We start from the raw sequence: 25,173 nt of genomic DNA, 5'->3' as shown, positions 1-25,173 counted from the left end.
GTACGCCGCTAGCGTGGCCGACATGAACGAGATCGCACTGCTCAGCCCGGAGGGCCTGGTCCAGAGCCCCGCCTTCAGCCACGTCGCCGTCGTGCCGCCGTCGGCGACGACGATCCACGTCGGCGGTCAGAACGCGGTCGACCCGACCGGCACGGTCATCGGCGGGGACGACGTCGCGGCGCAGGTGTCGCAGACCCTCGACAACGTCGAGACGGCCCTCGCCGCAGCAGGTGCCGGCCTCTCCGACACGATCGCCTGGTCCGTCCTCATGGTCGACGGAGCCGACCTGCAGGCCGCGTACGCCGTCGTCGCCTCGCGGCTGGTGACCGACGGACCGCCCCCGCTGGTGACCTTCGCGCGGGTGTCCGGGCTGGGCGTTCCGGGCGCCCTCGTCGAGGTGACCGTGACCGCCGCGGTGGTCCGGTGACGCAGCAGGAGCGGACGCCGGTCGGCCTGACCCGCGACGCCGGGTGGCAGATCGGCGTCTCCAAGACCGTCGACCACCCCGCCCACGAGGTGTGGGCCTTCCTCGTCTCGCCCGCGGGGACAGATCTGTGGCTCGGCCACGACGTCGTGCTCGCCGCCGAGCGGGGCACCCGGTACGAGACCCGCGAGGGGACGACCGGCGAGATCCGCAGCTTCCGGCCGCAGGACCGGGTCCGGCTCACGTGGCGTCCGCGCGACGCGGACCACGACACCGTCGTGCAGGTCGTCGTCAGCGACAGCGGACCGGGGCGGTCGATGATCCGCTTCCACCAGGAGCGGCTGACGAGCGCCCGCGAGCGTGCCCACCAACGGGCGCACTGGCGCACGGTGATGACGTCGCTCGTCGCCGCGCTGGACCGGGGCCGCCCCGGCGCGTGACGCGGTCGGGCTCAGACCAGGCGCGCGCCTGGCTCCGGGCCGCTCGCGTGCACCGCGTCGGCGCAGACGCCGGTCGCGAGCAGCAGGCGGGCGAGCTCCTCGGAGTGCACCGTGTCCTCCGCGAGCAGCATGACCGTGGGGCCCGATCCCGACACGAGCGCGCCGAGGGCGTCGCCCTCCTGGGCGACCTCGAGGACGCGGCCCAGCTCAGGGCGCAGGTCGAGCGACGCCTTCTGAAGGTCGTTCGACAGCGCGGCGCCGAGCGCGGTCGCGTCCCCGGCGGCCAGCGCCGTGAGCAGCTCCTGCGGGACCTCCGGCGCCGGCGGTGGGACGTCGGCGTGCAGCTCGTCGTACCGGGCGTAGACCTCGGCGGTCGAGAGCCCGCGGTCGGCGATCGCGAAAACCCAGTGGAACCGCCCGCGCGCCAGCACCGGGCTGACCTCCTCGCCGCGGCCGCCGCCGAGCGCCGTCCCCCCGTGCAGGAGGAACGGCACGTCGGAACCGAGCGTGGCCGCGATGTCCTCGAGCTCGCTCCTGGTCGCGCCGGTGCCCCAGAGGGCGTCGCACGCGACGAGCGCCGCCGCCGCGTCCGCCGACCCTCCCGCCATGCCGCCCATCACCGGGATCGCCTTGCGGATCGCGAGGCTCACGCCGGCGTCGACCGCGAAGGCGTCGCGGAGGGCGCAGGCCGCCTTGACCGCCAGGTTGTCGGGCCCGGTCGGCACCGGCGCCTCCTCGCGCCGACCGTCGCCGGCGAACTGCACCCGCACGGTCACCGCGTCGTCGGAGACCTCCGTGGCCCGGATCTCGTCGCACAGGTCCACGGCCTGGTAGACGGTCGCGAGCGGGTGGTAGCCGTCGTCGCGGCGCGGGCCCACGCCGAGGCACAGGTTGATCTTCGCCGGAACCCGGACGGTCGTCGTTCGCACCGGATCAACCTACCGTCCGGCTGCCGGCGCCTCGGGCTGCGCGTCGAGGGCCACCGCGATGCGGACGTAGGCCGCGAGGTCGAGCTGCTCGCCCCGCTCCTGCGGGGAGATGCCGGCGGCGTGGAGCGCCGCCTCGGCGCGGTCGGCGCCGCCCGCGATCCCCGCCAGCGCCGCCCGCAGCGTCTTGCGGCGCTGGGCGAACGCGGCGTCGACGACAGCGAAGACGCGGCGCCGGTCCGCGCCGGCGGGAGGCTCGCGGCGCGTCCACGCGACGAGACCGGAGTCGACGTTGGGCGCCGGCCAGAACACGGTGCGACCCACGCGACCGGCAGGGCGCACGTCGGCGTACCAGGACGCCTTGACGCTCGGCACGCCGTACGTCCGCGAGCCGGGGCCCGCTGTCAGCCGGTCCGCGACCTCGGCCTGGACCATGACGAGCCCGCGCTCGATCGTCGGGACCTGCTCGAACAGGTGCAGCAGGACGGGGACGGACACGTTGTAGGGCAGGTTGGCCACGAGGGCTGTCGGCGCCGGGCCCGGCAGGTCCCGCACCTGGAGGGCGTCGGCGTGCAGCACGTCGACGTCACCGGTGCGGCTCGGTGCGAAGGTCGCGATCGTCGACGGCAGCGCCTGCGCCAGCCGCTCGTCGATCTCGACGGCGACGACGTGGCGCACCTCGTCGAGGAGGGCCAGGGTCAGCGACCCGAGCCCCGGACCCACCTCGAGCACCACGTCGTCCGGCCCCACCTCAGCCGCGCGCACGATGCGGCGCACCGTGTTGGCGTCGATGACGAAGTTCTGGCCACGCTTCTTCGTCGGGACGACGTCGAGCTCCTCAGCGAGCGCACGGACGTCGCCGGGACCGAGGAGGCGTACGTCGCCGCTCAGGTCGGGAGCCCCAGCTGCGCGGCGCAGTGCGGCCAGCTGCCGTAGCTGCCGCCGTTGGCGTCGCGGAGCTTGGTGGCGACGGCGATCTGCTGCTCGCGCGAGTTCTCGTGCGGGTAGCCCTGGCCGCCGTACGCGCGCCACGTGCCGAGGTTGAACTGGAGACCGCCGTAGTAGCCGTTGCCGGTGTTGATGCTCCAGTTGCCGCCGGACTCGCACTGCGCGAGACGGTCCCAGACCGAGCCGTCGCCCGGGTCGATCGACGGCGTCGACGGCTTGGTGCCGTGGCGCTCGATCTGCGCCCGCGCCGGGGTGACGACCACGGTCTTGACCGCCTTGCGGCTGCGGACCTTGCCGTCGGCGCGGACGATCTCGTACGTCACCTGCGCGGTGCCGTCCTTGCCCTTGCGCACGACCTTGACCTCGCCGGCGTCGAGCGCGTCGTCCTCGCGGACCTTGGTCTTGAACTCGACCGCCTCCGTCTTGGTGCGGACGGTCTTCGCGACGCGGACCACGCGGACGCGCATGCCGTCGGTGATCTTGGCCGACAGCCGCGGCGTGACCTCGTCGAGGGCGCCGAGCGTGATCCCGAGGCCCGCCAGCGCGTCCTTGACCGTCGTGCCGGCGGTGAAGACTGCGCGACGGCTGCCGTCGGCGACGAGCCGGATCTGGTTCGGGCTGGTGATGGTCAGCGCGAGTCCCGCGCGCGGGACGGTCGCCGAACGGCTCGTCGAGAGCTCCGCGGCGGCGTGGGGGCGGATCCCGAGCTGGTCGAGGGCCTCGTCCACGCGCAGCGCGGTGGTCCAGTAGGTCTTGGCGCTGCCGTCGACGGTGAGCACCAGCTTGCGCGCGTAGCGCACGGCGACCTTGGTGCCGTCCTCGATCTTGGCGTCGGCGGCGGGGAGGACCACGTCGCGGTCACCGAGGTCGATGCCCTCGGCGTCCAGGACGTCGGCGACGGTGCCGCCGAAGGTGCGGACCTGGGTCTCCTTGCCGTCCACGCTGAGGGTGACGGTCTTGTTGAGCACGGTGAAGGCGAGGACGCCGGCCACGATCGCGGCAACGACGACAGCGCTCACCGACGTGAGTGCAAGGCGGGTACGCACGAGGCTCCCTCGGGGGTCGGGACACAAAACTCTCGGCAGAGTAACCAGATCGTGACCTGAAACCCAACCCCCGTGGCCCGGGTCACACTCCGTCCGGGAACTTACCGCACTGTGGTTCCGCAGGTCGTCCCGGGCTTTCGGGGGTCAGCCCCAGGTGCCCCCGAAAGCGGCGTCGGTGTTGCTGTCGATCGCGTCGCAGAGCGCCTCGACGTCGGCGTCGAGGACCTGCGCCATCGCCCGCACGGTCGTCGGCACGAGATAGGAGGCGTTGGGCCGCCCCCGGTACGGCGTCGGGGTGAGGAACGGCGCGTCGGTCTCGACCAGGATCCGGTCCATCGGGGTGACGGCGAGCGCGTCGCGGACCGGCTGGGCGTTCTTGAACGTCACCGTGCCGGCGTAGGACAGCCAGAACCCGCGCTCGACGCACGCGCGTGCGAAGTCGGCGTGGCCGGAGAAGCAGTGCATCACCGTACGCTCCGGCGCGCCGACCTCGTCGAGGACCGCAAGGACGTCCGCGTGGGAGTCGCGGTCGTGGATCACGAGCGTCTTGTCGTGCTCCTTGGCCATCGCGATGTGCGCGCGGAAGGACTCGTGCTGGGCGGCACGCCCCTCTTCCCCGGTGCGGAAGTAGTCGAGACCCGTCTCGCCCACCGCCCGCACGCGAGGGCTCGAGACGACCAGCGACTCGATCTCCGCGAGGGCGTCGTCGAGCTGTCCGTCGGCGGCCAGGCGCGGCGCCTCGTTGGGGTGCAGCGCCACCCCCGCGATGATCGCGTCGTGGGCCTCGGCGGCCTTGACCGCCCATCGAGCCCCCGGCAGGTCGCAGCCGATCTGCACGATCCGCGTGACGTTCACCTGGCGCGCGCGGTCGAGGGCCTCGACCACCGTCAGCTGCTCGGCCGAGTCGTCCATGTCAAGGTGGCAGTGGTTGTCCACGACAGGACGGGGCAGCGGCTCCGGGAGGGGCGGGCGGTCTCCGTCACGACTCACGCGGGAGCGTCCTCTCGCACGATCGGCGCCCACTCCGGACCGGTCTCGGCGAGCGACGGCTCGAGCTTGGCGAACAGCGGCGTCGGCTTCGCCAGCGGCGTGCCGGCGACGATCTCCGTCCGGCGCCAGACCGCCTGCTCCGCGGCGTAGTCGCCGGTGATCACCGGGTACGAGCGCCCCATCTCGGGGATGCCGACGCCGATCGGGTCGGCGGGCACGTCGTCGACGACCTCACGGACCTCCGGCTGCGCCGCCCAGACGCCGGTGCCGCCGAGCGTCTCGAAGACCCGCTGCGCGGCGTGCGGGAGGAACGGCGTGAGGAGCGCGTTGGCGTCCGCGACGACCTGCAGCGCGGTGTGGAGCACGGTGGCCTGGCGCTCGCGGTCGTCCTTGAGCTTCCAGGGCTCCATGTCCGACAGGTAGCGGTTGGCCGCGGTGACGACCCTCATCGCCTCGCCGATGCCCTGCTTGAAGCGGCTGCGGGCCAGGTGCGCGCCGACGGTGTCGAAGCCGGCCGCCGCGGTGTCCAGCAGCGCCCGGTCGGCGTCGGTCAGGGGGCCCGGGGTGGGGATCTCGCCGAAGTTCTTGTGCGCCATCGAGACCGAGCGGTTGACGAGGTTGCCCCACTCGTTGGCCAGCTCGAAGTTGGTCCGGCGGACGAACTCCTCCCACGTGAAGTCGGCGTCCTGGTTCTCGGGGCCGGCGACGGCGATGAAGTAGCGCAGCGCGTCCGGGCCGAACTCCCGGAGGAAGTCGCCGACGTAGATGACGGTGCCGCGGCTGGTCGAGAACTTCGAGCCGCTCATCGTCAGGTACTCGCTGGAGACGACCTCCGTCGGCAGCTCCAGCTCCCCCAGCGGGCCGGTCTCGCCGCCCTTGTCACCCAGTCCGCGGTAGCCGAGCAGCAGCGCCGGCCAGATCTGCGAGTGGAAGGTGATGTTGTCCTTGCCCATGAAGTACGACGACTCCGCGTCCGGGTTCGTCCACCACTCGCGCCACGCCTCGGGGTCGCCGGAGCGTACGGCCCACTCGACCGACGCCGACAGGTAGCCGATGACCGCGTCGAACCACACGTAGAGCTTCTTGTCGGTGCGGTCGGACCAGCCCTCGAGCGGGACGGGCACACCCCAGTCGATGTCGCGGGTCACGGCACGCGGCCGGAGGTCCTCCACCAGGTTGAGGCTGAAGCGCAGCACGTTCGGCCGCCAGTCGGTGCGTGACTTGAGCCAGTCGGCCAGCGCCGACGCGAGCGCGGGCAGGTCGAGGAAGAAGTGCTCGGTCTCGACGAACTCCGGCGTCTCGCCGTTCACGCGGCTCCGCGGCTCGATCAGGTCGGCCGGGTCGAGCTGGTTGCCGCAGTTGTCGCACTGGTCGCCGCGCGCGCCGTCGTACCCGCAGATCGGGCACGTGCCCTCGATGTAGCGGTCGGGCAGCGTACGGCCCGTGGACGGGGAGATGGCGCCCGTCGTCACCTTCGGGACCAGGTAGCCGTTGCGGTGCAGGCCCGCGAAGATCTCCTGCGCGATCGCGTAGTGGTTGCGCGTGGTGGTGCGGGTGAAGAGGTCGTACGAGACACCGAGGCCCGCGAGGTCCTGGACGATCACCCGGTTGTAGCGGTCGGCGAGCGCCGCGGCGGTGGAGCCCTCCGCGTCGGCCTGGACCAGGATCGGCGTGCCGTGCTCGTCGGTGCCGGAGATCATCAGGACGCGGTCGCCCATCATGCGGTGGTACCGGGAGAAGATGTCGGAGGGAACTCCGAACCCTGACACGTGACCGATGTGGCGCGGGCCGTTGGCGTAGGGCCAGGCGACCGCGGTGAGGACCGTCTTCGACATGCCCACCATCCTACGGAGGCGGGGTGCGGGTCAGCGGCGGCGGCCGACGCGGGGCAGGACGCGCTCGACGACCGCGCCCGGCGACAGCGCCCGCATCTTGCGCAGCCGCGACGTCATCCCGGCCCTGTCCGCGTGCGCTGCCTCGACCGCGCCGGCGACCGCCCGTGCGGCGACGTCGCTCGGGACGGCTACCGTCCTGGGGATGCTGTCCGGCGCGTCCGGGCCCGGGCGTGCGACCACGAGGTCGTCCAGGTCGCCGACGACCGCGACACCGCTCGCGCGGATCTGGTCGACCATCTCGAGGCTCACCGTGTGCAGCCGCTCCAGCGCCCACCGCGGGAGCACGACGCGCGGGGCCGACGGATCCGGCGGCACCGCCTTCAGGCCCTTGGTCGCCCCCAGCCGGACGAAGCGGCGGTAGTCGCGCGCCTCCCAGCCGCGCAGCCGGAACTCCTTGTTGAGCGAGCGGACGACCTCGACCTCGGGCAGCGTCAGCGAGCGGTTGAGCCGGTCCGGCTCCGGCTGGAGGATGCCGTCCGGCGCGCCGACCAGGTCCTCGAAGGTGCGCAGGAGCGCAGCCGGGTCACGGTCGTCGACGACCACGACCCGGACGCGGTCCGGCCCGACCACGTCCGCCCACCGCCGGACGAGGACGTCGTGACGGTGCCGTCGCCAGAACCCGGAGGTGCCGGCCACGTCGTCGCGCAGGATCCCGCGGAGCCAGCGTCGCAGCGACACCACCGAGCCGTTCTGGATGTACTGCTGCCACTGCGACGGCACGATCCGGTCGAGCGGACGCAGGGTCACCACGACGTGGACCCGGTCGCGGCCGAGGTCCTCGACGACACGCTCGACGGCCTCGCCCTCCGCGTCGGCGAAGAACTCGCTCGACACCACCACACGGCCACGCTCGGGGACGCATGCGACGAAGCGCTCCCAGTCCTTGATGTCCAGCGGCGGCTCCCCGGCCATCGGCCCGTGGCCGGTGACGGCGACCACGCCGGCCATCGGCGTACGGCTGCGGCCCGGGTAGCGGACGCCGTGCTCCTCCAGCGCGCTCGCGGCGGCGAAGAACGCGCTCTGGACCGCCGTCGTCCCGGTCTTGTGCGGGCCGACGTGGAGCAGCAGCGCATCGTCGGGGAGGAGCAGGTCGCTCACGCTCAGTGCCTCCGGGTCCCCTTGCCCGTGACCCGCCGGCGCGCCGCACCGAGCATCTCGCGCGCGGTCATGGGGCGGGGAGGGCGCTCGGCGGCGCGACGGGCCGCCCGCAGGTCGATCTCCTGCACCTCCTGGCCGGCGAGCACGAGACCCACGGCCAGGCGGGCGCTCAGCTCGGGGTCCAGCACGACCGGGCCCTCGTCCTCGGAGCGCGGCCGCGCTCCGAGCGCGAGCGTGCCCGGGTCGCCGATCACCCGGGCGCCGGAGGCCACGATGTTCTCGGCCATCTCGGCGCCGACCTTCTGCGCGGCCTCGATCGCCCAGCCCGGCGTCTCGATCCTGGCCTCGCCCGCCTCGGGGCGGCGGTGCTTGAGGTAGTGGCCGGCGCGGGTGTTGACCAGCCGGTCGTACAGCGGCATCGGGAGCTTCTCGGCCTTGTACTGCACGTTGAAGGCGCGCAGCATCTCCGCCTCGTGGAACGTGAGCGACCGGTTGACCAGGTCCTCGGGGACCTCGAGCGTGCCGTCCCGGAGCCCGAGGAGCTCCTCGAAGGTGTGCGGGAGGAACCCGTAGTCCTTGCCGTCGAGCATGATCACGACGACGTTGTCGAAGCCGACCACGTCGCCCCAGCGCCGGACGAGCGCGTCGTGGCGGTGGCGCTGCCAGAACGACGGGGTCGGCGAGGTGCCGTTGAAGGTGCGGTCGAGCCACTCGTCGTACGAGTGCGTCATGCCGCGCTGGAGGTACTGCTGCCACTGCGAGGGAAGGATCTTGGCGAGCGGACGCAGCGTGATCGCGATCGTGAGCTTCTCGCGGCCGAGGTCGCGCACGACCGCCTCGACGTGCTCCTCCTTGGCGTCGGAGAAGAACTCGCTCGACACGACGACCCGGGGCTCGGGCGACTCCGTCAGCTCGGTGACGAGCTCGCGCCACCGCTTCTCCGCCGCGACGGGGTTCTGCTGAGGGAGGATCCGGTCGGTGACCCAGCGCACGGCGACGGACTCGTGCCGGGTGCGCCCGGCGTAACGGACACCCTGCTCGAGCGCGGCCCCACGGGCGTTGTCGAACGCTCCCTGCAAGGCGGTGCTGCCCGTCTTGTGCGGCCCGACGTGCACGAGTCGTGTGCCCTCCGGGAGGAGCAGCTCGGTCATCGATCGCCTTTCGGTCATCGGTGAGCGAAAGCCTACACGCGCGGTCTGCGCCCCTGTCACCGCCCGAACACGGCCGTCACGCGGCGGCGCGCGCGACGCAGCAGCTCGCGGACGAGGGCGCCCCCGGGAGTCGCGGCGAGCGACGCCGGCGTCGCCGGCTCCCGGCGCTGGAGCGCGAGCTCGTGCGCGCTGCGCCGCCGGGCCGAGTCGAGCAGCTCCTGGGACGCCGCGGCGAGCGAGGCGGCGAGACGTCCGGCTGCCTCGGGCGTCAGCCGGACGTCCGGCGGCGCCGGAGCGGTCCGTGCCTGCGCCAGCACGTCGAGGTCGCCCACGACCCGGACGCCGGAGGCCGCGATCGCCGCCGCCATCTCCGCTCCGACCCCAGCGGCCGCGTCGAGCGCCCACTGCGGGGTGTACGGCTTGGGCTCGTCGGAGCCGGGGCGCCGCTTCTTGAAGGAGACGTCGGCACCGGCGTTGAGCAGCCGGTAGTGGATGCGCCGGTCGACGCTCATCTCCGCGAGGCTGCGGTGGTAGGCCTGCATGAGCTCGGCCTCCGCCGCGGTCAGCGAGCGGTTGTCGCGGTCCTCGTGCGGGACGAGGGTCCCCTCGGGGAGCCCGAGCATGCCCTCGAACGAGGCTGGCAGCATCCGGCGGTCGGAGGAGTCCAGGACGACGACGGTCACGCGGTCGGGGCCGACGACCTCCGCCCACCGCGCGACGAGGTGGTCGTGACGGTGCGGGACCCAGAACGACCCGCGTGGGTAGTCGCGTCGGGCGTCGGCCTCGAACACGCGGCGCAGCCACTCCTCGTACGGGTGGCGCTGGCTGCGCAGGACGTACTGCTGCCACTGCGAGGGCAGGATCGAGGCCAGCGGGCGCAGCGTGACTGCGACGTGGACCCCTGACCCGAACGCGTCGACGATCTCGCGGACGTGCGCCGGGGTCGCGTGCGAGAAGACCTCGCTGCTGACCACCACCCGCGGCTCCTCGGCGGTCCGCACCTCGGCGGAGAGCAGCTCCCACCGCTCGCGCGCCCTCGCGGCGTCGTGGTGCGGACCGATCCGCTCGACCGCGTGGATCACCGCCAGCGACTCGTGCCGCAGGGCGCCGGCGCGGCGGACGCCGTGCTCGGCGAGGACCGGCCGCGCATCGTGGAGCGCGGACTGGAGGGCTGTGCTGCCGGTCTTGTAGGGACCGACGTGGACGAGACGTGCGCCTTCGGGGACCAGGAGGTCGCTCGCGGGCATGGCGTCGGACTCCTCGTGGACGCGACGGCGACCACGCGCCCCCGGCGCAGGTCCGCCAAGAGCTACCGGTGGACGAGGTCAAACACTACACGTCGGCGTACCCCGGTCCGCGTGGCCACGTCGGCGATCGCGTCCTTGCGCGACAGCCCCGCCCGCTCGCCCTCGGCGACCATCGCGCGCAGGGTGTCCTCGTCGAAGGTCCGCGGAGGCGCTCCGCCGACCACGACGGTCACCTCGCCCCGCACCCGCGCGTCATCCCCCTCGGGTCGGGCCCAGACCGCGAGCTCCGCGAGGGGTCCGCGCCGGACCTCCTCGTACGTCTTGGTCAGCTCCCGGCACACCGCCGCCGGGCGCTGCTCCCCGAAGGCGGCGCGCATCGCGTCGAGGGTGTCCGCCGTGCGGTGCGGCGCCTCGAAGAAGACCATCGTGCGCGGCTCGTCGACCAGCGCGGCCAGGGCGCGGTCGCGCTCGCCCGCCTTGCGCGGGAGGAAGCCCTCGAACGTGAACCGGTCGACGGGCAGCCCGGACACCGCCAGCGCGGCCAGCGCGGCGGACGGCCCCGGAGCCGACGTCACGTCGATGCCCGCGTCGACCGCTGCCGCCACCAGGCGGTACCCCGGGTCGGACACGCTGGGCATCCCGGCATCGGTGACCAGCACGACGGTGCGGCCGGCCTCGAGCTCGCCGACCAGCTCCGGCGTCCGGCGCGACTCGTTGCCCTCGAAGTACGAGACGACGCGTCCGGCGATCTGCACGCCGAGGTCGGAGGCGAGCCGGCGGAGGCGCCGGGTGTCCTCGGCGGCGACGACGTCGGCGTCGGCCAGCAGGTCCCGCAGGCGCTGCGAGGCGTCGGCGGGGTTCCCGATCGGGGTCGCGGCGAGGACCAGCACGCGCCCAGCCTACGGGTGTCCCGACGGCCTCGACCGCCCGACGACGACGGGCCGGGGCGCGAGGAGGGGGCCGCTAGGGTGGCCGCGTGTCCGTGACCGTCGACGAGCACCCTGGCCGCACCGCGGGGTCCGCGCCCCTGGGGCGTACGCCCGACGGTGCTCCGCTCCCCCCGCTGCGCGAGCGGTTCCGTTCCCGGGTCGCGGACTCCCCCCGGATGATCGGCTGGCTCGGTCCCGTCGCGGTCGCGCTGCTCGCGTTCGCCGCCCGGGTCTGGAGGCTCGAGTACCCGCCGCGCCTGCTCTTCGACGAGACCTACTACGCCAAGGACGCGTGGTCGCTGCTGCACTTCGGCTACGCGCAGGACTGGGTCGAGGACGCCAACGCCAAGGTCGAGGCGGGCCAGACGACGGGGTTGTGGACCGGCGAGCCCACGCAGGTGGTGCACCCCGAGGTCGGCAAGTGGATGATCGCGGTCGGCGAGCACCTCTTCGGGATGAACGCGTTCGGCTGGCGGATCTCGGCGGCCGTCGTCGGTGCCCTCACCGTGCTGGTCCTCGCGCGGATGGTGCGCCGCCTGAGCGGGTCCACCGCTCTCGGCTGCCTCGCCGGCCTGCTGCTCGCCGTCGACGGCGTCCACCTCGTGATGTCGCGGATCGCCCTGCTCGACGTGTTCCTCGCGTTCTGGCTGGTGTGCGCGGTCGCCTGCGTGGTCGCCGACCGGGACTGGGGCCGTACGCGCCTCGCGCGCCGGTTCCCGACGACCGAGGACGTCGTGGGGTTCGGTCCCGTGCGGATGCTGCTGCTGCGGCCGTGGCGGTTGGGCGCCGGCGTGTGCTTCGGGCTCGCCGCCGGCACGAAGTGGAGCGCGCTGTACGTCCTCGCCGTCGTGGGCGTCGTGGTCTGGGTGCTCGACCTGATCGACCGGCGGGCGATCGGCGTACGGGGTGCGTGGTGGCGCTCGATCCTCGTCGACGGGCTGCCGGCGTTCGTGTCCCTGGTCCTCGTCGCCCTCGTCGTGTACGTCGTGACCTGGACCGGGTTCCTCGTGAACCACGAGGTCTTCGAGGGCCGGTTCGGCCTCGGCTACGGTGACACACCGCCGTGGGGGTCGGCCATCGACCAGTCCGACCGGGGGTTCGTCGGCGAGCTGCTGCGCCCGCTGGAGTCGCTGTGGCACTACCACCAGATGGTCTACTCCTTCCACACCGGCGACTACCTGGCCGGCAAGACGCACCCCTACCAGTCCGACCCGTGGGGATGGCTGGTCCTCAACCGCCCCGTCGGCGTCGACGCGCAGACCGACCTCCCGGCCACGACGCCGGGCTGCACGGCGACCGGGACGGAGACCTGCATCCGGCAGGTGCTGATCCTCGGCAACCCCGCGATCTGGTGGGGCGGGCTGGCGGCGCTGATCGCGTCGGTCTGGTTCTGGCTGCGCGACCGCGACTGGCGGTTCGGTCTCCTTGTGCTCGTGGTCCTCGCCGCGTGGCTGCCGTGGTTCGCCTACGACGACCGCCCGATCTTCCTCTTCTACGCGACGGCGTTCATCCCGTTCACCTGTGCCGCGATCGCCCTGGTGGCCGGGCGGCTGCTGCGGGCTTCACGGACGAGCCGGATCCGGTGGTGGGGGCCCGTCGCGCTCGGCGCCTACGTCGCCGTGGCGCTGGGCCTGGCCGCGTTCTACTTCCCGATCTGGACCGACATCCTCCTCACGCACGAGGCGTGGCTGCACCGGATGTGGTTCACCCGCTGGATCTAGCCCGACCGCCGGGTGAGCCCGTCCAGGGCCTGCTCGAGGTACGCGCGGCTGGTGGCGTCGGTGGTCAGCGAGATCGCCTTGGCGTACGCCTCTGCCGCGGCGCCGCGCTCGTCCAGCTCGGCGAGCAGGTGCGCCCGCAGCGCCCACGCGGGCTGGAACCGACGCGCGACGTCAGGATCGGCCTCTGCGGTCGTCGCGGCGAGCACGCCGAGTCCCTCCCGCGGCCCCTCGACCCGTGCCGTCGCCGCCGCGAGCGCGACCTTCGCCCCGAGCGTGGGCGCGGTGACCACGAGCGCCCGGTGGAGACGGAGCAGCGCCGCGTGGTCCGTACGACCGGTGCGGGCGCGGTCGCAGTGCGCGGACTGGATCGCCGCCTCCAGCTGGAACCGCCCGGGTCGGCCCCTCCGGGCAGCCGCGTGCAGAAGACGCTCGCCCTGCGCGATGAGCGCCTCGTCCCAGCGCTCGGTGTCCTGCGCGTCCAGCGGCACGAACCGGCCGACCTCGTCGGTGCGGGCACCGGCGCGCGCCAGCGAGAGGGAGACCAGAGCCGCGAGCCCGAGCACCTCGGGCTCGTCGGGGAGCAGCGCCGCGAGGAGGACCGCGAGGTAGTGCGCCTCTCCGGCGGTCGAGGTGCGCAGCGCGGTGCTCGGGACGGCGGCCCAGTCGATCGCGTACGCCCCGTACACGGCCTCGAGCACCGCCGGCAACCGTTGCGGCATCACCTCGCGGCCGGGGACGACGAACGGGATCCGCGCGTCACGGATCCGCCGCTTCGCGCGCACCAGCCGCTGGGCCATCGCGCTGGTCGGCACGACGTACGCCGCCGCGATCCGCTGCGCGTCCAGCCCGAGCACCGTCTGCAGCATCAGCGGGGTCCGGACCGACCCGTCGATCGCGGGGTGCGCGCACACGAAGAGGAGGGCGAGCCGCTCGTCGGGGATCTCGTCGCCGGTCCCGGGCGGGTCCGTCGTCGCCAGGTCCCGGTCGTCCTCCGGCAGCGGCGACGACGTCCGCCGCGCGGCCGACCGGTAGAGGTCGCGCAGCCGGTTGCGTCCTGCCGTGAGCAGCCATGCGTCCGGGTTGTCCGGGACGCCGCGCTCCGGCCACGTCGCGAGCGCGCGCTCGAACGCGTCCGCCAGCGCGTCCTCGGCGGCGACGATGTCCCCGCTGGCGGCGGCGAGCAGGGCGAGCAGGCGGCCGTACGACGTACGAGCCGCCCGCTCGGCCTCGTCGTAGGCCGTCAGGGCTGGTACCACTTCCGCTCAGGGCTCCACGTGAGCGTCGTCGGCCGCACCTCGACCGAGCCGTACGACGCGCCCGGGCACTTCTGGGCCCAGGCGAGCGCCGCGTCGAGGTCCGGGACGTCGATGACGATGACGCCGCCGACGTACTCCTTGGTGTCGGCGAAGGGTCCGTCCTGGATCTTGGGCTCGCCGTCGACGGCCGTCACCGTCGTCGCCGCCTCGGGGAAGCCGAGGATCTGGGTGGTGACGAAGACGCCGGCGTCGTCGAGCGCCTGGGCATAGGCGTCGAACGCGGCCTCGACAGGGGCCATGTCCTCCTGGCTGATGCCGGCCTCGCGCGGGTCGGCGTTGTGGATGAACAGCGTGTACAGCATCGGAGCGTTCCTTCCGTCGGTGTCGATCCTGACACCGTGATGACGAACCAGCCAGACGCCGATCGACACCTCGCCGACAGAAGCACGGCGAGCGCGCTAGAACTCCTCGTGCGTCTCCGGGTCGCCGCCGCTGCGGGCCTGCGGACGGTCCGCCACCGCGGCCATCTCCTCCTCGCTCAGCACGAACCCGAACACGTCGAGGTTCTCGCGCTGCCGCTGAGGGTCGCCCGACTTCGGGATCGGCACCACGCCACGCTGCACGTGCCACCGCAGCACGACCTGCGCCGGCGTGACGCCGTGGCGGTCGGCGATCTCGCGGAGGCCTGGGTCGGAGAGCAGGTCGGTCTTGCGGGCCAGCGGCTGCCACGCCTCGGTCACCACGCCGTGGTCGGCGTCGTACGCGCGGAGCTCGTCCTGGACGAAGCACGGGTGGAGCTCGATCTGGTTCACCACGGGAGCGACACCGGTCTCGGCGACGAGGCGGTCGATCTGGGCGGGGGTGAAGTTGGAGACGCCGAGGCTGTTCACCAGCCCGTCGTCGCGGAGCTGGATCATCGCCTGCCACGAGTCGACGTACCGGCCGAGCCGCGGCAGGGGCCAGTGGATCAGGTAGAGGTCGACGTACTCCAGCCCGAGCCGCTCGCGCGACTCCCCGAACGCCCGCAGCGTCGACTCGTACCCCTGGTCGTCGCCGCGCAGCTTGGTGGTGACGACGATCTCGTCGCGCGGCACGTCGCTCATGGCGACGCCCTGCCCGACGCCCGCCTCGTTGCCGTACGACGCCGCCGTGTCGACGAGCCGGTAGCCGACGTCGAGGGCGCTGCGTACGGCGTCGGCCGCCTGGGCGTCGTCCATCGGGTAGGTCCCGAGCCCGATCCTCGGCAGCTCGAGCCCGTCGGTCATGGTCGTCGTGGGAGCCTGCATGCCCCTGAGCCTGTCATCGCTTCGACCCGTGCGCAGCCGGAGGTGGACGGAGACAGCCGAGGATGCGGTCGAGCGCCGCGTGGAGCTCCTCCCGCGTCGCCGACCCGGGCTCGGCGACCTCGAGCGCGGCGTCGTTCATCGCGCCCGAGAGGAGGGTCGCGAGCGCGTCCGCCGACCCGCGCGCGACGTCGCCGCGGTCCTCCAGCGCCCGCAGCCCCGTGGCGAGCAGCTGCCGCGACGTGGCCGCGTCGAGCGACCGCCACTCCTGCCAGCCGAGGACCCGCGGCCCGTCGATCAGGACGAGCCGGCGTACGGACGGGTCGGCTGCGGCGTCGAGGAACGCGTGGCAGCCGGCGACGAGTCCGTCCCACAGGTCGACCTCGGCGCTCGCCGCCGCCTCGACCCGGGCGGCGACGGTCTCGTGGGCACGACCGACCGCGGCGACGAACAGCCCACGCTTGCTGCCGAAGTGGTGGTAGACGGCCCCGCGCGTGAGGCCGGCCTCGTGGGCGACGTCGTCGAGGCTGACGGCGTCGTAGCCCCGCTCGGCGAACAGCGTGCCGGCGAGGTCGACGAGGTGGGCGCGGTTGATCTCGCTCTGCGCCTTCGACGACCGGCCCACGACGGCTCCCTTCCGCACGATACATACGGAGTGTATGTTACGAGAATACGTACGCACCGCATGTATCGGAGGTCTTCCATGTCCGTCACGAGCTTCTACCCGGTCCTCGGCGCCACCGACGTCGAGAACGCCGCCCGCTTCTACGAGCGCTGGTTCGGCTTCACGCGCACGTTCTCGTCCGACTGGTACGTCTCGCTCGCCCGCGACGGCCACGAGCTCGCCCTCCTCGACCCGGGTCACCCGACGGTCCCTGCCGGGTACGGCGCCGCCGCACGCGGCACGATCCTCAACGTCGAGGTCGACGACGTCGACGCGGAGTACGCGAGGCTCGTCACCGACGGCGGGCTCGCCCCCGTCCTCGCGCTGCGCTCCGAGCCGTTCGGGCAGCGGCACTTCATCGTGGCCGGGCCCGACGACGTCCTGGTGGACGTCATCACCCCCATCGCGCCCGACGCCTCGTACGCGGACGCGTTCGCTCCCGGGCCTTGACCTCAAGTCCACTCGAACGTCGAGCCTGGATCCATGCCACCGACAGAGCCCCTCTCCCGCCAGGACGACCTCGCCGCGATCACGGAGGTCGTCGCCACCGTCGAACGCGCTCAGAACTCCGAGGACGTCGACGCCTTCGTCGCGCTCTTCCGCGCGGACGCGATCTGGACGACCGGGCACGGCGCGCTGCTCCTCGGCCGGGACGCGATCGCGGCGTTCACCCGGTCGGTCCTGCCTGGCGCGATGCGCGACACGATCGGCTCGTACGAGGTCGTGCACGTCCTCTTCGTCCGGCCCGACGTGGCCGCCGTCAAGGTGCGGCAGACCGTACGGAACCGCGACGGCTCGGCGGTCGACGGCGCGTACGAGGGATCGCCCCTCTACGTGATGGCGAAGGAGGAGGGACGCTGGCTGCTCACCGCCAACCAGAACACCGTCGTGGTCGACGCATGACGTCGTGAAAACCCGTGAGACGGTCCGGGGATTGACGACATGGAGAGGATGAGGACCATCCGAACGGAGCGCCATGTCGACAGACCTCCCGCTCGAGCGCGACCCCGACGACCGACCCCTGTGGGAGCGGACTCGGCGGGGCGACCGTGATGCGTTCGGCGCGCTGTACGCGCGCCACGTGCGCCCGGTGTACTGGCAGTCGTTCCGCGTGGTCGGCAACGCGACGGACGCCGAGGAGGTCGTCCAGGACGTCTTCGTGACGGCCTGGCGGCGGCGCAGCGAGATCGCGCTGGTCGACACGTCGGTCCTCCCCTGGCTGCTCTCCACCGCGAAGTACACCGCGCTGAACCATCACCGACGCCGGACGCGCCGCCGCTGGGAGCAGCTCGACGACACCGTCCCGAGCGCCGAGCAGACGCCCGACGACGCGTACGTCGCCGAGCAGCTGCTCGCCCGTGTCCGCGAGAGCGTGGCAACCCTGTCGCCGCTCGACCAGCAGCTGTTCGAGCGGTGCGTCGTCGGCGACCTCACCTACGCCGAGGCCGCGGACGAGGTCGGGGTGACGCACGCCGCGGTCCGCAACCGCGTCGCCCGGATCCGCAGCCGCGTCCGTGCCGCCACCCAGGACCTGAGGGGGCCCGCATGACCATCCGTCCCGACCTCCCCGACCTCTCCGACGAGCAGGTCGACCGGATGTACCGCCGGATCACCGCCACGGTCGAGCACGACGCCGTCGTCCGGCGGGCGAAGCGGCGCAAGATCGCCCTTGCGGCCGCGTCGGTGGTCGCGGTCCTCGGCCTGGGGGGCGCGGTCGTCGGCGGCGTCACGCTCGTCCCGCAGGGCTCCGACACCGCGGGCGACAGCTCCGTCCCCGACGAGCGAGCCCTGCGCGGCGAGCAGGGGCCCAACGCGGCCACGGAGGACGCCGGGGGTGGTGCGGGCGCCGACAGCGGCAGCGGCTCGGACGACGGCATCGCGGCGCGCGAGATCGTGACGACCGCCTCCGCCGTCCTCACCGTCGACGCCCCCCGCGACGCGGCCGACGCCCTCGCGGCCTGGACCGAGGACGAGGGGGGACGGGTCGAGAGCCGCGACGAGTCCACGCACGACGGCCGTACGACGGTCTCCTTGCGCCTGCGTGTCCCCGCCGACAGCACCGGCGACACGACCGAGCGCCTGCGCACCCTGGGCACGGTGTCGGGGCTGCGGATCGACACCGAGGACGTCACCGCGCAGGGGCGCGACCTCGACGCACGCATCCGGGCCCTGCAGGTGTCCGTGGTGCGGCTGCAGGAGCTGATGTCCGAGGCGTCGTCGACCGCCGACCTCCTCGCCGCCGAGCAGACGCTGGCTCAGCGGCAGTCCGACCTCGAGGCACTGCAGGCGCAGCGCCGCGGTCTGTCCGACCAGGTGGCGATGGCGACGTACGACGTGGTGGTCAGGTCCGAGCGGGAGCCCGACGCGCCGAGCAGCTCCGGCTTCCTCGGCGCCCTCGACGACGGCTGGGACGCGATGGTCGCGTCGCTCGGGTTCGTCGTGCGCGTCCTCGGTTTCGTCCTCCCGTGGGCGGTGCTGCTCGCCGTGCTCGGCGCCGTGTACGTCGCAGGCCGCCGCGTGATCCGGCGATGACTCCGGGGCGGGCGGCGCGGGTGCTCCTCGCGCTCACGCTCGGCGGGGTGCTTCACGGGTGTACGACGGATCCGTCTCCCCAACCCGACTGCGGCCCGCGGATCGAGCACCACGGCACGGTCTACCGCGCCGTCTCGGTCGTCCGCATGCCGGCGGCCGGCTCACGGCTCGGCGAGGTCTCGGCCCTCGACTGCGACGGCTCTGCACTGGAGGGAGGCCCGACCGTCGTCCTCCACGCGGCCGCCGGGTTCGATCCCGAGGCCGTCGTCCTCGTCACCGGCACCGCGATGGCGTCGCTGTACGTCGATCAGGATCTCGACGTGGACGACTGGCCGGCGCGGTTGCGCATCGCCGGCCACTATCCCGAGTGCAGCGCACCAGCTGCGCTGGAAGGGACGTGGCAGTCGGGTCCCGACAGCTCGGGCGTCGCCCCTCCCGACCTCGCCGACACGGCTCTCGTGCAGGCGATCCGGTCCCGCGGCCCCGAGGTCGTCGGATGGGCATGGGTCGAGGTGCTCGTCCGGATCCCTGGGCACCTCACCCACGCGGCCGAGGCGATCGAGCCCGGAGCGCCGGTCCGTCTCAGCACGCGCTGCGAGGGAGACGGCTACGTCGCGGCAGCGGCACCACAGGCCGCACACCGGCGATAGCCCGAGCCCAGCACGACGAAAGGGCCGGATCCGCGGTGCGGATCCGGCCCTTCGGCTGGTGGAGCTACGGGGATTCGAACCCCGGACCTTCTCATTGCGAACGAGACGCGCTACCAACTGCGCCATAGCCCCAAAGCGAGATCGAGATTACCACGCGATCCGACGGCTCCCGAATCCGGGGTCCGCCTCGTGAGCGTCAGTCGCCCACCGCGCGCCGGGTCTCCCCCGGCTTGTCGTCGGCCGACCCCTTGGCGTGCCCCTCGACGGCCGGGCCGTCGCCGAAGTCGATCGTCCGGACGGTGCGTGCGACAGCCGGCTTCGTGACGTAGGTGGGGAGGGTCACGGGCACCGGGTCCCACAGCGTGGTGCCCGAAGTCGTGGACACGGAGACGGCGTCCAGCACCTGCTGGTCGAGGGCTCCGTCGGGCAGCGGCCCGCGCTCCATGACGTTGCGGCGCTCCGGGTCGTGGTCCTCGATCTGCCCGGACAGGATCACGGTCACCTCGGAGTCGGGGTCGACCTCGAGCTCGACGTCGACCCGTGCCTCGCGCTCGGCACGACGCTCGTCGCGGCGGGCCTCGCGGCGTCGGGCACGAGCGGCCCGGCGCTCAGGGTTGACGAGCCGGAAGCGCACCGGCCGGCCGATCTCGCTGCGGACCATCACGCGGCACAGGACGAGCCACACGACGACGAGCCCGCCCGGGATCGCGGCCGCCCACGGCAGCAGGATCCCGGCGACGGACAGGCCGCCGACCACGGCGCACGCGAGGAGGAGCGTCAGCAGCACCCGGCGGCGGCGACGGGCGGCGACGCGGGCCGCACGGCGGTTGTAGCGACGGCGAGGAGCGGGCGTCTCGGCAGGCTCGGGAGCCGTCGCGACCTCCTCGGCCTTCGCGGTGACCTTCGTGGTCTCGCTCGTGCTCTCGGCCTCGGCGTCGTCCTTGCGGTGGGTCAGCACGCGCAGGGCGCCGGAGAAGCTGGTCACGGATCCCGCACGCGTCGCCTCCTCGTGGCGCCGCAGCGCCAGAGGGACGCCGTACGCCACCCAGATGGCGATCACGGCTGCGAAGATGAGACCCGTACCCACGGAAGAACCGTACGTGCTGCGGACGGTCCCTCTCGGGGACCTCGTCCGGTGTGTCGCGAGGTGGTTCTCGCAGAGTCAGCGATCGGCGTCGGCCGAGTCGACCCGCGCGATGAGCCCGCCGGGGACGACCTGCTCCGCCGTGATCGCGAACAGCAGGTGGTCGCGCCATGCGCCGTCGATGTGCAGGTACCGGGGCGCCAGCCCGACCCGGTCGAAGCCCAGCTTCTCGACCACGCGCAGGCTCGACCGGTTCTCCGGGCGGATCGCGATCTCCATGCGGTGCAGCCCGAGCGCCTCGAAGCAGTGGTCGGTGGCCAGGGCGACAGCGGTGGTCGTGATCCCCCGTCCGGCGTACGGCCGCGCGATCCAGTAGCCGATCTGCGCCCACCGCGCGGAGCCCCACGTGATGCCGGACACCGTGACCTGGCCGATCATCTCGTCGCCGCCGTAGGTCGTGACGAACGGGAGCGCCCGCCCCTGCGACGCCTGCTGGCGCAGCGAGCGGACCGCTGCGCCGTACGACCGGCTCCCCGAGGGCGCCGTCCGCGGGAGGGTCGCCTCCCAGCGGCTGAGCCACTCCGAGGACTCCTGCCGCAGCCGCGCCCACACGCGGGCGTCGCTGCGCCGGATCGGTCGCAGCCCGACGTCGCCGTGCTGCAGCGTCGCGGGCCAGCCCGTACTCAGGACGCACCGCCGGGGTCCCGGGCGTGGTCCACGCCCGCCACCTGCTCGACCGCGTGCACCAGCACTCCCTCGAGCACCGCGAGGCCGTCGCGCACGCCGCCCCGTGAGCCGGGCAGGTTCACCACGACCGTCTGGTCGGCGACGCCGGCCCTGCCCCGCGACAGCATCGCCGTGGGCACCCCGGCGGCGACGCCGTACGCGCGGATCGCCTCCGCGACCCCGGGCAGCTCCCGGTCGAGCACCGCGTCCGTCGCCTCGGGCGTCGCGTCGGTCGGGCTGATGCCCGTCCCGCCGGTCGTCACGACCGCCTCGTAGCGCAGGTCGACCGCCTCCCGCAGCGCCTCCTCGACCGGCAGGCCGTCGGGGACGACGAGCGGGTCGGCGACCTCGAACCCCCAGGAGCGCAGCGCCTCCACGATCATCGGTCCGGTGGTGTCCTCGTACACGCCGGCCGCGGCCCGGTTGGAGCAGGTGACCACGAGAGCCTTCACGCCGACCAGTCTCCGCTCTTGCCGCCCGACTTCGCCCGGACCCGCACGTCGGAGATGACCGCGTGCTTGTCGACGGCCTTGATCATGTCGACGACCGTCAGCGCCGCGACGCTCACCGACGTCAGCGCCTCCATCTCGACACCCGTGCGCCCCGTCGTGCGGACCGTCGCCGCGATCGCCACTCCCTCGTCGGTGACCTCGAGGTCGACCTCGACCCCGGTGATCGCCAGCGGGTGGCACAGCGGGACGAGGTCGGGGGTGCGCTTCGCGGCGAGGATGCCGGCCACGCGCGCGACGCCCAGCGCGTCGCCCTTGGGCACGTCGCCGGAGCGCAGCAGCGCGACGACCTCCGGGGTCGTGCGCACGAGACCGGTGGCCGTGGCCTGGCGGCGCGTCTCGTCTTTGGCCGACACATCGACCATGCGTGCGGCGCCCTGCTCGTCGACGTGGGTCAGACGCGGCGCGTCGACCGGCCGCTCGGGCTCCCCCATCAGAAGTCCCGGTCCAGCACGAGCACCTTCGCGGTGTCCCCGACGTGCAGCGCGGTCTCGTCCTCGTCGACGGCGATCAGGCAGTTGGCGCGGGCCAGACCCGCGACCAGGTGCGACCCGGGACCGCTCACCGGCGTCACGCGGGCCCCGCGCGGCGACACCTCGAACCACCCGCGAAGGTACTGGCGGCGCCCGGACGGCGAGCGGATCTCCTCGGTCATCGTGGCCTGGACGAGCGGGCGGCGGTACGGGAGGCGGCCCATCATGCGGCGCAGCATCGGGAGGACGAAGACCTCGAACGACACGTAGGACGAGACCGGGTTGCCCGGCAGCGTCACGATCGGTGTCTTCTCCTCGCCGACGGTCCCGAAGCCCTGCGGCTTCCCGGGCTGCATGGCGACCTCGCTGAACTCGACCGTGCCCAGGTCGGAGAGCGCCGCCTTCACCACGTCGTACGCACCCTTGCTGATGCCGCCGCTGGTGACCACGAGGTCCGCACGGACCAGCTGGTCGTTGAGGACGTCGGCGAACTCGCGCGGGTCGTCGGAGGTGATGCCGACCCGGTACGCGATCGCGCCGGCCGCACGCGCGCAGGCGGCGAGCATGTACGAGTTGCCGTCGTAGATCGAGTCGTAGTCGAGACGCGCACCGGGCTCGCGCAGCTCCGTCCCGGTGGAGAGCACCACGACGCGGGGCCGCGGCCGCGCCTTGAGCCGCGCGAACCCCAGCGACGCCAGGAGGCCGACCTCGCGCGGACCGAGGATCGTCCCGGCCTCGGCGACGACCTCGCCCGCCGCCACGTCCTCACCCGAGGGGCGCACGTTCTCGCCGGCCCGCCGCGCCTGGTAGATCTGCACCTCGGCGTCGCCGCCGTCGGTCAGCTCGATCGGGACGACGGTGTCGGCCCCGGACGGCAGCGGAGCGCCCGTCATGATCTTGACCGCGGTCTTGGACGTGAGCGCGGTGGGTGTGCTCGAGCCCGCGGCCTGCTCGCCGACGACCGGGAGCCGCACCGGGAACTCCTTGTTGGCGCCCTGCACGTCGCTCGCCCGGACGGCGTACCCGTCCATCGCGGAGTTGGTGAAGCGCGGGAGGTCGATCGGGCTCACGACGTCGTCGACCAGCGGCAGCCCGAGCGACTCCAGCAGCGGCTGGTCGTACGGCTGGAGCGGGCCGATCAGGTCGAGCAGCTTCGCGAGGTGCTCGTCGACGGTACGCATGGGCGACAGCCTAAGACCCTTCGAGCAGCGTGCCGTCGGCGATCGTCCCCGGTGAGCCGTCCTCCGGCACCGTCACGTCCCCGACGACACGGACGTCGGCACCGAACGTCCAGTCGCCGGCGACGGTGAACGAGGTCGCGTCCACGAGCGAGACGGGGCCCTTGGGGAACCGGGCGTCGAAGGCGTGGACGAGCTTGTAGTGCTCCTTGTCGAGCCGGACGAGCGGGGCGTCGTCGCGCTGCGCCACCAGGTGGAAGTCCTCGTCGAGGTCGTAGAAGTCGGAGCGGACCAGGAGCAGGTCGTCGGTCGTCTTCACCGGCAGGAAGCGCTCCCGCTCCACCTCGATCGCCACCGCGCCGTCGAAGACCTGGACCGCGGCACCCATCGCCGACTCGACCTGGATCACCTCCGGCGAGCTCGGGTCGGTCGGGTCCACGGTCTTCACGTTCCTGATGAGCGGGAGGCCGAGCACGCCGTCGCGCTCCTCGATCACGGCGGCGAGCGCCGCGAGGTCGAACCACAGGTTGTTGGTGTGGAACCAGCGGTGCCGCGTGATGTCGTCGGCCAGCGCCTGGTCCTCCTTCGGCGTCTGCGCCGTCTCCCGCAGGACGAGCCTGCCGTCGGACTTGCGGCGTACGAGGTAGCCGCCCTTGACGTCGGCCGGCGTCCGGCGGCAGACCTCGGCGGCGTACGGCGCGCCGGACTGCGCGAACCAGCCCGCCATCCGCGGGTCGGGGTAGCTGCCGAGGTTGTCCGAGTTGGACACCGACGCGTAGCGGTACCCGGCGTCCAGCAGCGCCCGCAGCGTGCCCGACGCGTCGAGCGCCGTGTAGAGGTCGCCGTGCCCGGGCGGGGTCCACTCCAGGCTCGGGTCCTGCGGCCACGACACCGGCGTGAGGTCGTCGGAGCGCAGCTTGGGCTCCTTGTTCTGGAGGAAGTCGAGCGGCTGCCCCGCGACCTCGAGGTCGGGGTAGCGCGCCAGCGCGGCCAGCGTGTCCTCACGGGTCCGGAAGCTGTCCATCAGGATCAGCGGGAGCGGGACCCCGTACGTGCTGCGGACCTGGCGCACCTGCTCGACCACGACGTCCAGGAAGGTGCGCTCGCCGCGGACCGGGAGCAGCGACTTCGCCTTGTCCATCCCCATCGAGGTGCCGAGCCCGCCGTTGAGCTTGATCACGACCGTACGCGCCAGCGCCTCGCGGACCTGGTCGTCGGCGACGTCGGCGTCGGCCAACCGGGTCGGCGGGTCGAGCGGGTCGACGTCGGACTCCGGGATCATGCCGGTCGCGCCCGCCTCGAGCTCGGCGTAGTAGTGCGCGAACACCTCGATCGCCCGGGGAGGGACCCCGGCCGCCTCCATCGTCTCGCGGGCAGCGGCCAGTCCCTGTTCGCTCATGCGCCTCATCGTAGGCACTACGGTCGAGGTGTGACGGACAAGCGGCGGTTGCGCGAGCAGCTGCTCGAGCGACGGACCGCCCTCGACGAGCAGGCCGTGGTCGCTGCCGAGACCGCGCTGGCCCGACGAGCCTCCGCGGTCGTGCGCGACCACGGCGCGCGCGTCGTGGCGGCGTACCTGTCCGTCGGCCGCGAGCCGCCCACCTGGGCGCTGCTCGACGCGCTGCTCGCCGACGGCGTCGAGGTCGTCGTCCCCCGCGCGCTGCCGCGCCGGCGCCTGAGCTGGGTCCCGTACGCCGGCCGCGACGCGCTCGTCCTCGGCCGGTTCCAGATCCCGGAGCCCACAGGCGGAGCCGACGACACGGCGCTCGCCCGTGCCGACCTCGTGGTCGTCCCGGCGCTCGCGGTGGACGCCACGGGCTTCCGCCTCGGCCGCGGCGGCGGCTACTACGACACCGCGCTGGAGTCCTGCGACAGACCGGTCCGCGTCGCGCTCGTCTACGACCACGAGGTGGTCGCCGATGTGCACCCCGAGGCCCACGACCAACGGGTCGACGTTGCCGTGACGCCTCAGCGGACGATCGCGCTCCCGCCGCGGTGAGCCG

The 25,173-nt window shown here is 73.2% G+C and carries 28 protein-coding genes and 1 tRNA gene; 9 read left to right on the top strand and 20 right to left on the bottom strand.

The features are described 5' to 3' along the window. Nucleotides 1-22 precede the first annotated feature (22 nt). On the top strand, nt 23-427 hold the full coding sequence (locus ACQSSQ_RS03755; protein ID WP_431325693.1) for a RidA family protein: 405 nt from the start codon (nt 23-25) through the stop codon (nt 425-427). After that, entirely contained in the window at nt 424-864 is a 441-nt protein-coding gene (locus ACQSSQ_RS03750) for an SRPBCC domain-containing protein (protein ID WP_431325692.1), read from the top strand. The genes ACQSSQ_RS03755 and ACQSSQ_RS03750 overlap by 4 nt, the downstream gene beginning before the upstream one ends. An 11-nt stretch (nt 865-875) precedes the next feature. Here ACQSSQ_RS03750 and ACQSSQ_RS03745 read toward each other — a convergent pair whose 3' ends face one another. The 9 genes from ACQSSQ_RS03745 to rsmI form a co-directional block, all read right to left on the bottom strand. Continuing rightward, entirely contained in the window at nt 876-1,793 is a 918-nt protein-coding gene (locus tag ACQSSQ_RS03745) for a 4-(cytidine 5'-diphospho)-2-C-methyl-D-erythritol kinase (RefSeq protein ID WP_431325691.1), read from the bottom strand. A gap of 9 nt (nt 1,794-1,802) precedes the next feature. After that, entirely contained in the window at nt 1,803-2,717 is a 915-nt protein-coding gene (gene rsmA / locus ACQSSQ_RS03740) for a 16S rRNA (adenine(1518)-N(6)/adenine(1519)-N(6))-dimethyltransferase RsmA (RefSeq protein ID WP_431326770.1), read from the bottom strand. Then, nucleotides 2,678-3,757, bottom strand: a complete 1,080-nt coding sequence (locus tag ACQSSQ_RS03735) for a resuscitation-promoting factor (RefSeq protein ID WP_431325690.1) — start codon at nt 3,755-3,757, stop codon at nt 2,678-2,680. The genes rsmA and ACQSSQ_RS03735 overlap by 40 nt, the downstream gene beginning before the upstream one ends. 171 nt (nt 3,758-3,928) lie before the next feature. Beyond that, complete coding sequence (locus ACQSSQ_RS03730) at nt 3,929-4,774, bottom strand: TatD family hydrolase (protein ID WP_431325689.1); 846 nt, start codon at nt 4,772-4,774, stop codon at nt 3,929-3,931. Beyond that, entirely contained in the window at nt 4,771-6,609 is a 1,839-nt protein-coding gene (gene metG, locus ACQSSQ_RS03725; protein ID WP_431325688.1) for a methionine--tRNA ligase, read from the bottom strand. Before metG ends, ACQSSQ_RS03730 begins: the two co-directional genes overlap by 4 nt. Before the next feature lie 30 nt (nt 6,610-6,639). Next, nucleotides 6,640-7,767, bottom strand: a complete 1,128-nt coding sequence (locus ACQSSQ_RS03720) for a hypothetical protein (RefSeq protein ID WP_431325687.1) — start codon at nt 7,765-7,767, stop codon at nt 6,640-6,642. A gap of 2 nt (nt 7,768-7,769) precedes the next feature. Next, nucleotides 7,770-8,918: a hypothetical protein gene (locus tag ACQSSQ_RS03715; RefSeq protein ID WP_431325686.1), complete on the bottom strand. Its 1,149-nt coding sequence runs from the start codon at nt 8,916-8,918 to the stop codon at nt 7,770-7,772. A 56-nt stretch (nt 8,919-8,974) separates the two neighbouring features. Next, complete coding sequence (locus ACQSSQ_RS03710) at nt 8,975-10,165, bottom strand: hypothetical protein (protein WP_431325685.1); 1,191 nt, start codon at nt 10,163-10,165, stop codon at nt 8,975-8,977. Nucleotides 10,166-10,227: 62 nt separating this feature from the next. Continuing rightward, entirely contained in the window at nt 10,228-11,055 is an 828-nt protein-coding gene (gene rsmI, locus ACQSSQ_RS03705; RefSeq protein WP_431325684.1) for a 16S rRNA (cytidine(1402)-2'-O)-methyltransferase, read from the bottom strand. 86 nt (nt 11,056-11,141) lie between these two features. On the opposite strand from rsmI, the gene ACQSSQ_RS03700 reads away from it, so the two are divergent. Next, nucleotides 11,142-12,815, top strand: coding sequence for a dolichyl-phosphate-mannose--protein mannosyltransferase (locus ACQSSQ_RS03700; RefSeq protein ID WP_431325683.1), 1,674 nt, complete (start codon nt 11,142-11,144; stop codon nt 12,813-12,815). On the opposite strand, the gene ACQSSQ_RS03695 is transcribed toward ACQSSQ_RS03700, so the two are convergent. The 4 genes from ACQSSQ_RS03695 to ACQSSQ_RS03680 form a co-directional block, all read right to left on the bottom strand. Continuing rightward, nucleotides 12,812-14,071, bottom strand: a complete 1,260-nt coding sequence (locus ACQSSQ_RS03695) for an RNA polymerase sigma factor (RefSeq protein ID WP_431325682.1) — start codon at nt 14,069-14,071, stop codon at nt 12,812-12,814. The genes ACQSSQ_RS03700 and ACQSSQ_RS03695 overlap by 4 nt on opposite strands. Then, nucleotides 14,056-14,433: a YciI family protein gene (locus ACQSSQ_RS03690; protein WP_431325681.1), complete on the bottom strand. Its 378-nt coding sequence runs from the start codon at nt 14,431-14,433 to the stop codon at nt 14,056-14,058. Before ACQSSQ_RS03690 ends, ACQSSQ_RS03695 begins: the two co-directional genes overlap by 16 nt. Nucleotides 14,434-14,529: 96 nt before the next feature. Then, nucleotides 14,530-15,357, bottom strand: a complete 828-nt coding sequence (locus ACQSSQ_RS03685; protein WP_431325680.1) for an aldo/keto reductase — start codon at nt 15,355-15,357, stop codon at nt 14,530-14,532. Between the two features lie 13 nt (nt 15,358-15,370). Continuing rightward, nucleotides 15,371-15,997 (bottom strand): TetR/AcrR family transcriptional regulator, encoded by a 627-nt coding sequence (locus ACQSSQ_RS03680; RefSeq protein ID WP_431325679.1) that lies wholly within the window; start codon nt 15,995-15,997, stop codon nt 15,371-15,373. 60 nt (nt 15,998-16,057) lie between these two features. Here ACQSSQ_RS03680 and ACQSSQ_RS03675 point away from each other — a divergent pair, with 60 nt between their 5' ends. The 5 genes from ACQSSQ_RS03675 (at nt 16,058) to ACQSSQ_RS03655 (ending at nt 19,200) form a co-directional block, all read left to right on the top strand. Continuing rightward, nucleotides 16,058-16,468, top strand: a complete 411-nt coding sequence (locus ACQSSQ_RS03675) for a VOC family protein (protein ID WP_431325678.1) — start codon at nt 16,058-16,060, stop codon at nt 16,466-16,468. Between the two features lie 33 nt (nt 16,469-16,501). Continuing rightward, the gene (locus ACQSSQ_RS03670; RefSeq protein ID WP_431325677.1) at nt 16,502-16,921 is read left to right on the top strand and encodes an SgcJ/EcaC family oxidoreductase; all 420 of its coding nucleotides are present in this window, start codon (nt 16,502-16,504) and stop codon (nt 16,919-16,921) included. 73 nt (nt 16,922-16,994) lie between these two features. After that, nucleotides 16,995-17,567 carry an RNA polymerase sigma factor gene (locus ACQSSQ_RS03665; RefSeq protein WP_431325676.1) on the top strand — a complete coding sequence of 191 codons (573 nt, stop codon included), beginning with the start codon at nt 16,995-16,997 and terminating at the stop codon, nt 17,565-17,567. Next, entirely contained in the window at nt 17,564-18,550 is a 987-nt protein-coding gene (locus tag ACQSSQ_RS03660) for a DUF4349 domain-containing protein (RefSeq protein WP_431325675.1), read from the top strand. The genes ACQSSQ_RS03665 and ACQSSQ_RS03660 overlap by 4 nt, the downstream gene beginning before the upstream one ends. Further along, nucleotides 18,547-19,200 (top strand): hypothetical protein, encoded by a 654-nt coding sequence (locus ACQSSQ_RS03655; protein ID WP_431325674.1) that lies wholly within the window; start codon nt 18,547-18,549, stop codon nt 19,198-19,200. The genes ACQSSQ_RS03660 and ACQSSQ_RS03655 overlap by 4 nt, the downstream gene beginning before the upstream one ends. Nucleotides 19,201-19,256: 56 nt before the next feature. Here the strand turns inward: ACQSSQ_RS03655 and ACQSSQ_RS03650 are convergent. The 7 genes from ACQSSQ_RS03650 to ACQSSQ_RS03620 all read right to left on the bottom strand — a co-directional run bounded on the left by ACQSSQ_RS03650 (nt 19,257) and on the right by ACQSSQ_RS03620 (nt 24,569). Continuing rightward, nucleotides 19,257-19,332, bottom strand: a tRNA-Ala gene (locus ACQSSQ_RS03650). Nucleotides 19,333-19,396: 64 nt separating this feature from the next. Further along, nucleotides 19,397-20,287 (bottom strand): divisome protein SepX/GlpR, encoded by an 891-nt coding sequence (gene sepX, locus ACQSSQ_RS03645; protein WP_431325673.1) that lies wholly within the window; start codon nt 20,285-20,287, stop codon nt 19,397-19,399. Between the two features lie 75 nt (nt 20,288-20,362). Next, nucleotides 20,363-20,926 carry a GNAT family N-acetyltransferase gene (locus ACQSSQ_RS03640; protein ID WP_431326769.1) on the bottom strand — a complete coding sequence of 188 codons (564 nt, stop codon included), beginning with the start codon at nt 20,924-20,926 and terminating at the stop codon, nt 20,363-20,365. 41 nt (nt 20,927-20,967) lie between these two features. After that, entirely contained in the window at nt 20,968-21,462 is a 495-nt protein-coding gene (locus ACQSSQ_RS03635; protein ID WP_431325672.1) for a MogA/MoaB family molybdenum cofactor biosynthesis protein, read from the bottom strand. Continuing rightward, nucleotides 21,459-21,953 carry a cyclic pyranopterin monophosphate synthase MoaC gene (gene moaC, locus ACQSSQ_RS03630; RefSeq protein ID WP_431325671.1) on the bottom strand — a complete coding sequence of 165 codons (495 nt, stop codon included), beginning with the start codon at nt 21,951-21,953 and terminating at the stop codon, nt 21,459-21,461. The genes ACQSSQ_RS03635 and moaC overlap by 4 nt, the downstream gene beginning before the upstream one ends. Then, complete coding sequence (glp, locus tag ACQSSQ_RS03625; protein WP_431325670.1) at nt 21,953-23,173, bottom strand: molybdotransferase-like divisome protein Glp; 1,221 nt, start codon at nt 23,171-23,173, stop codon at nt 21,953-21,955. Before glp ends, moaC begins: the two co-directional genes overlap by 1 nt. A gap of 10 nt (nt 23,174-23,183) precedes the next feature. Beyond that, nucleotides 23,184-24,569, bottom strand: coding sequence for a UTP--glucose-1-phosphate uridylyltransferase (locus ACQSSQ_RS03620; protein WP_431325669.1), 1,386 nt, complete (start codon nt 24,567-24,569; stop codon nt 23,184-23,186). 30 nt (nt 24,570-24,599) lie between these two features. Between ACQSSQ_RS03620 and ACQSSQ_RS03615 the strand changes: the two genes are divergently transcribed. Next, a complete protein-coding gene (locus tag ACQSSQ_RS03615; protein ID WP_431325668.1) occupies nt 24,600-25,169 on the top strand; it encodes a 5-formyltetrahydrofolate cyclo-ligase in 570 nt (189 codons plus the stop codon). Nucleotides 25,170-25,173 lie beyond the last annotated feature (4 nt).

It is taken from the genome of Mumia spirodelae (assembly GCF_050632745.1).
GTDB lineage: Bacteria > Actinomycetota > Actinomycetes > Propionibacteriales > Nocardioidaceae > Mumia.
The sequence above is the reverse complement of the archived record's forward strand: the minus strand, read 5'-3'. Positions and strand labels throughout refer to the sequence as shown.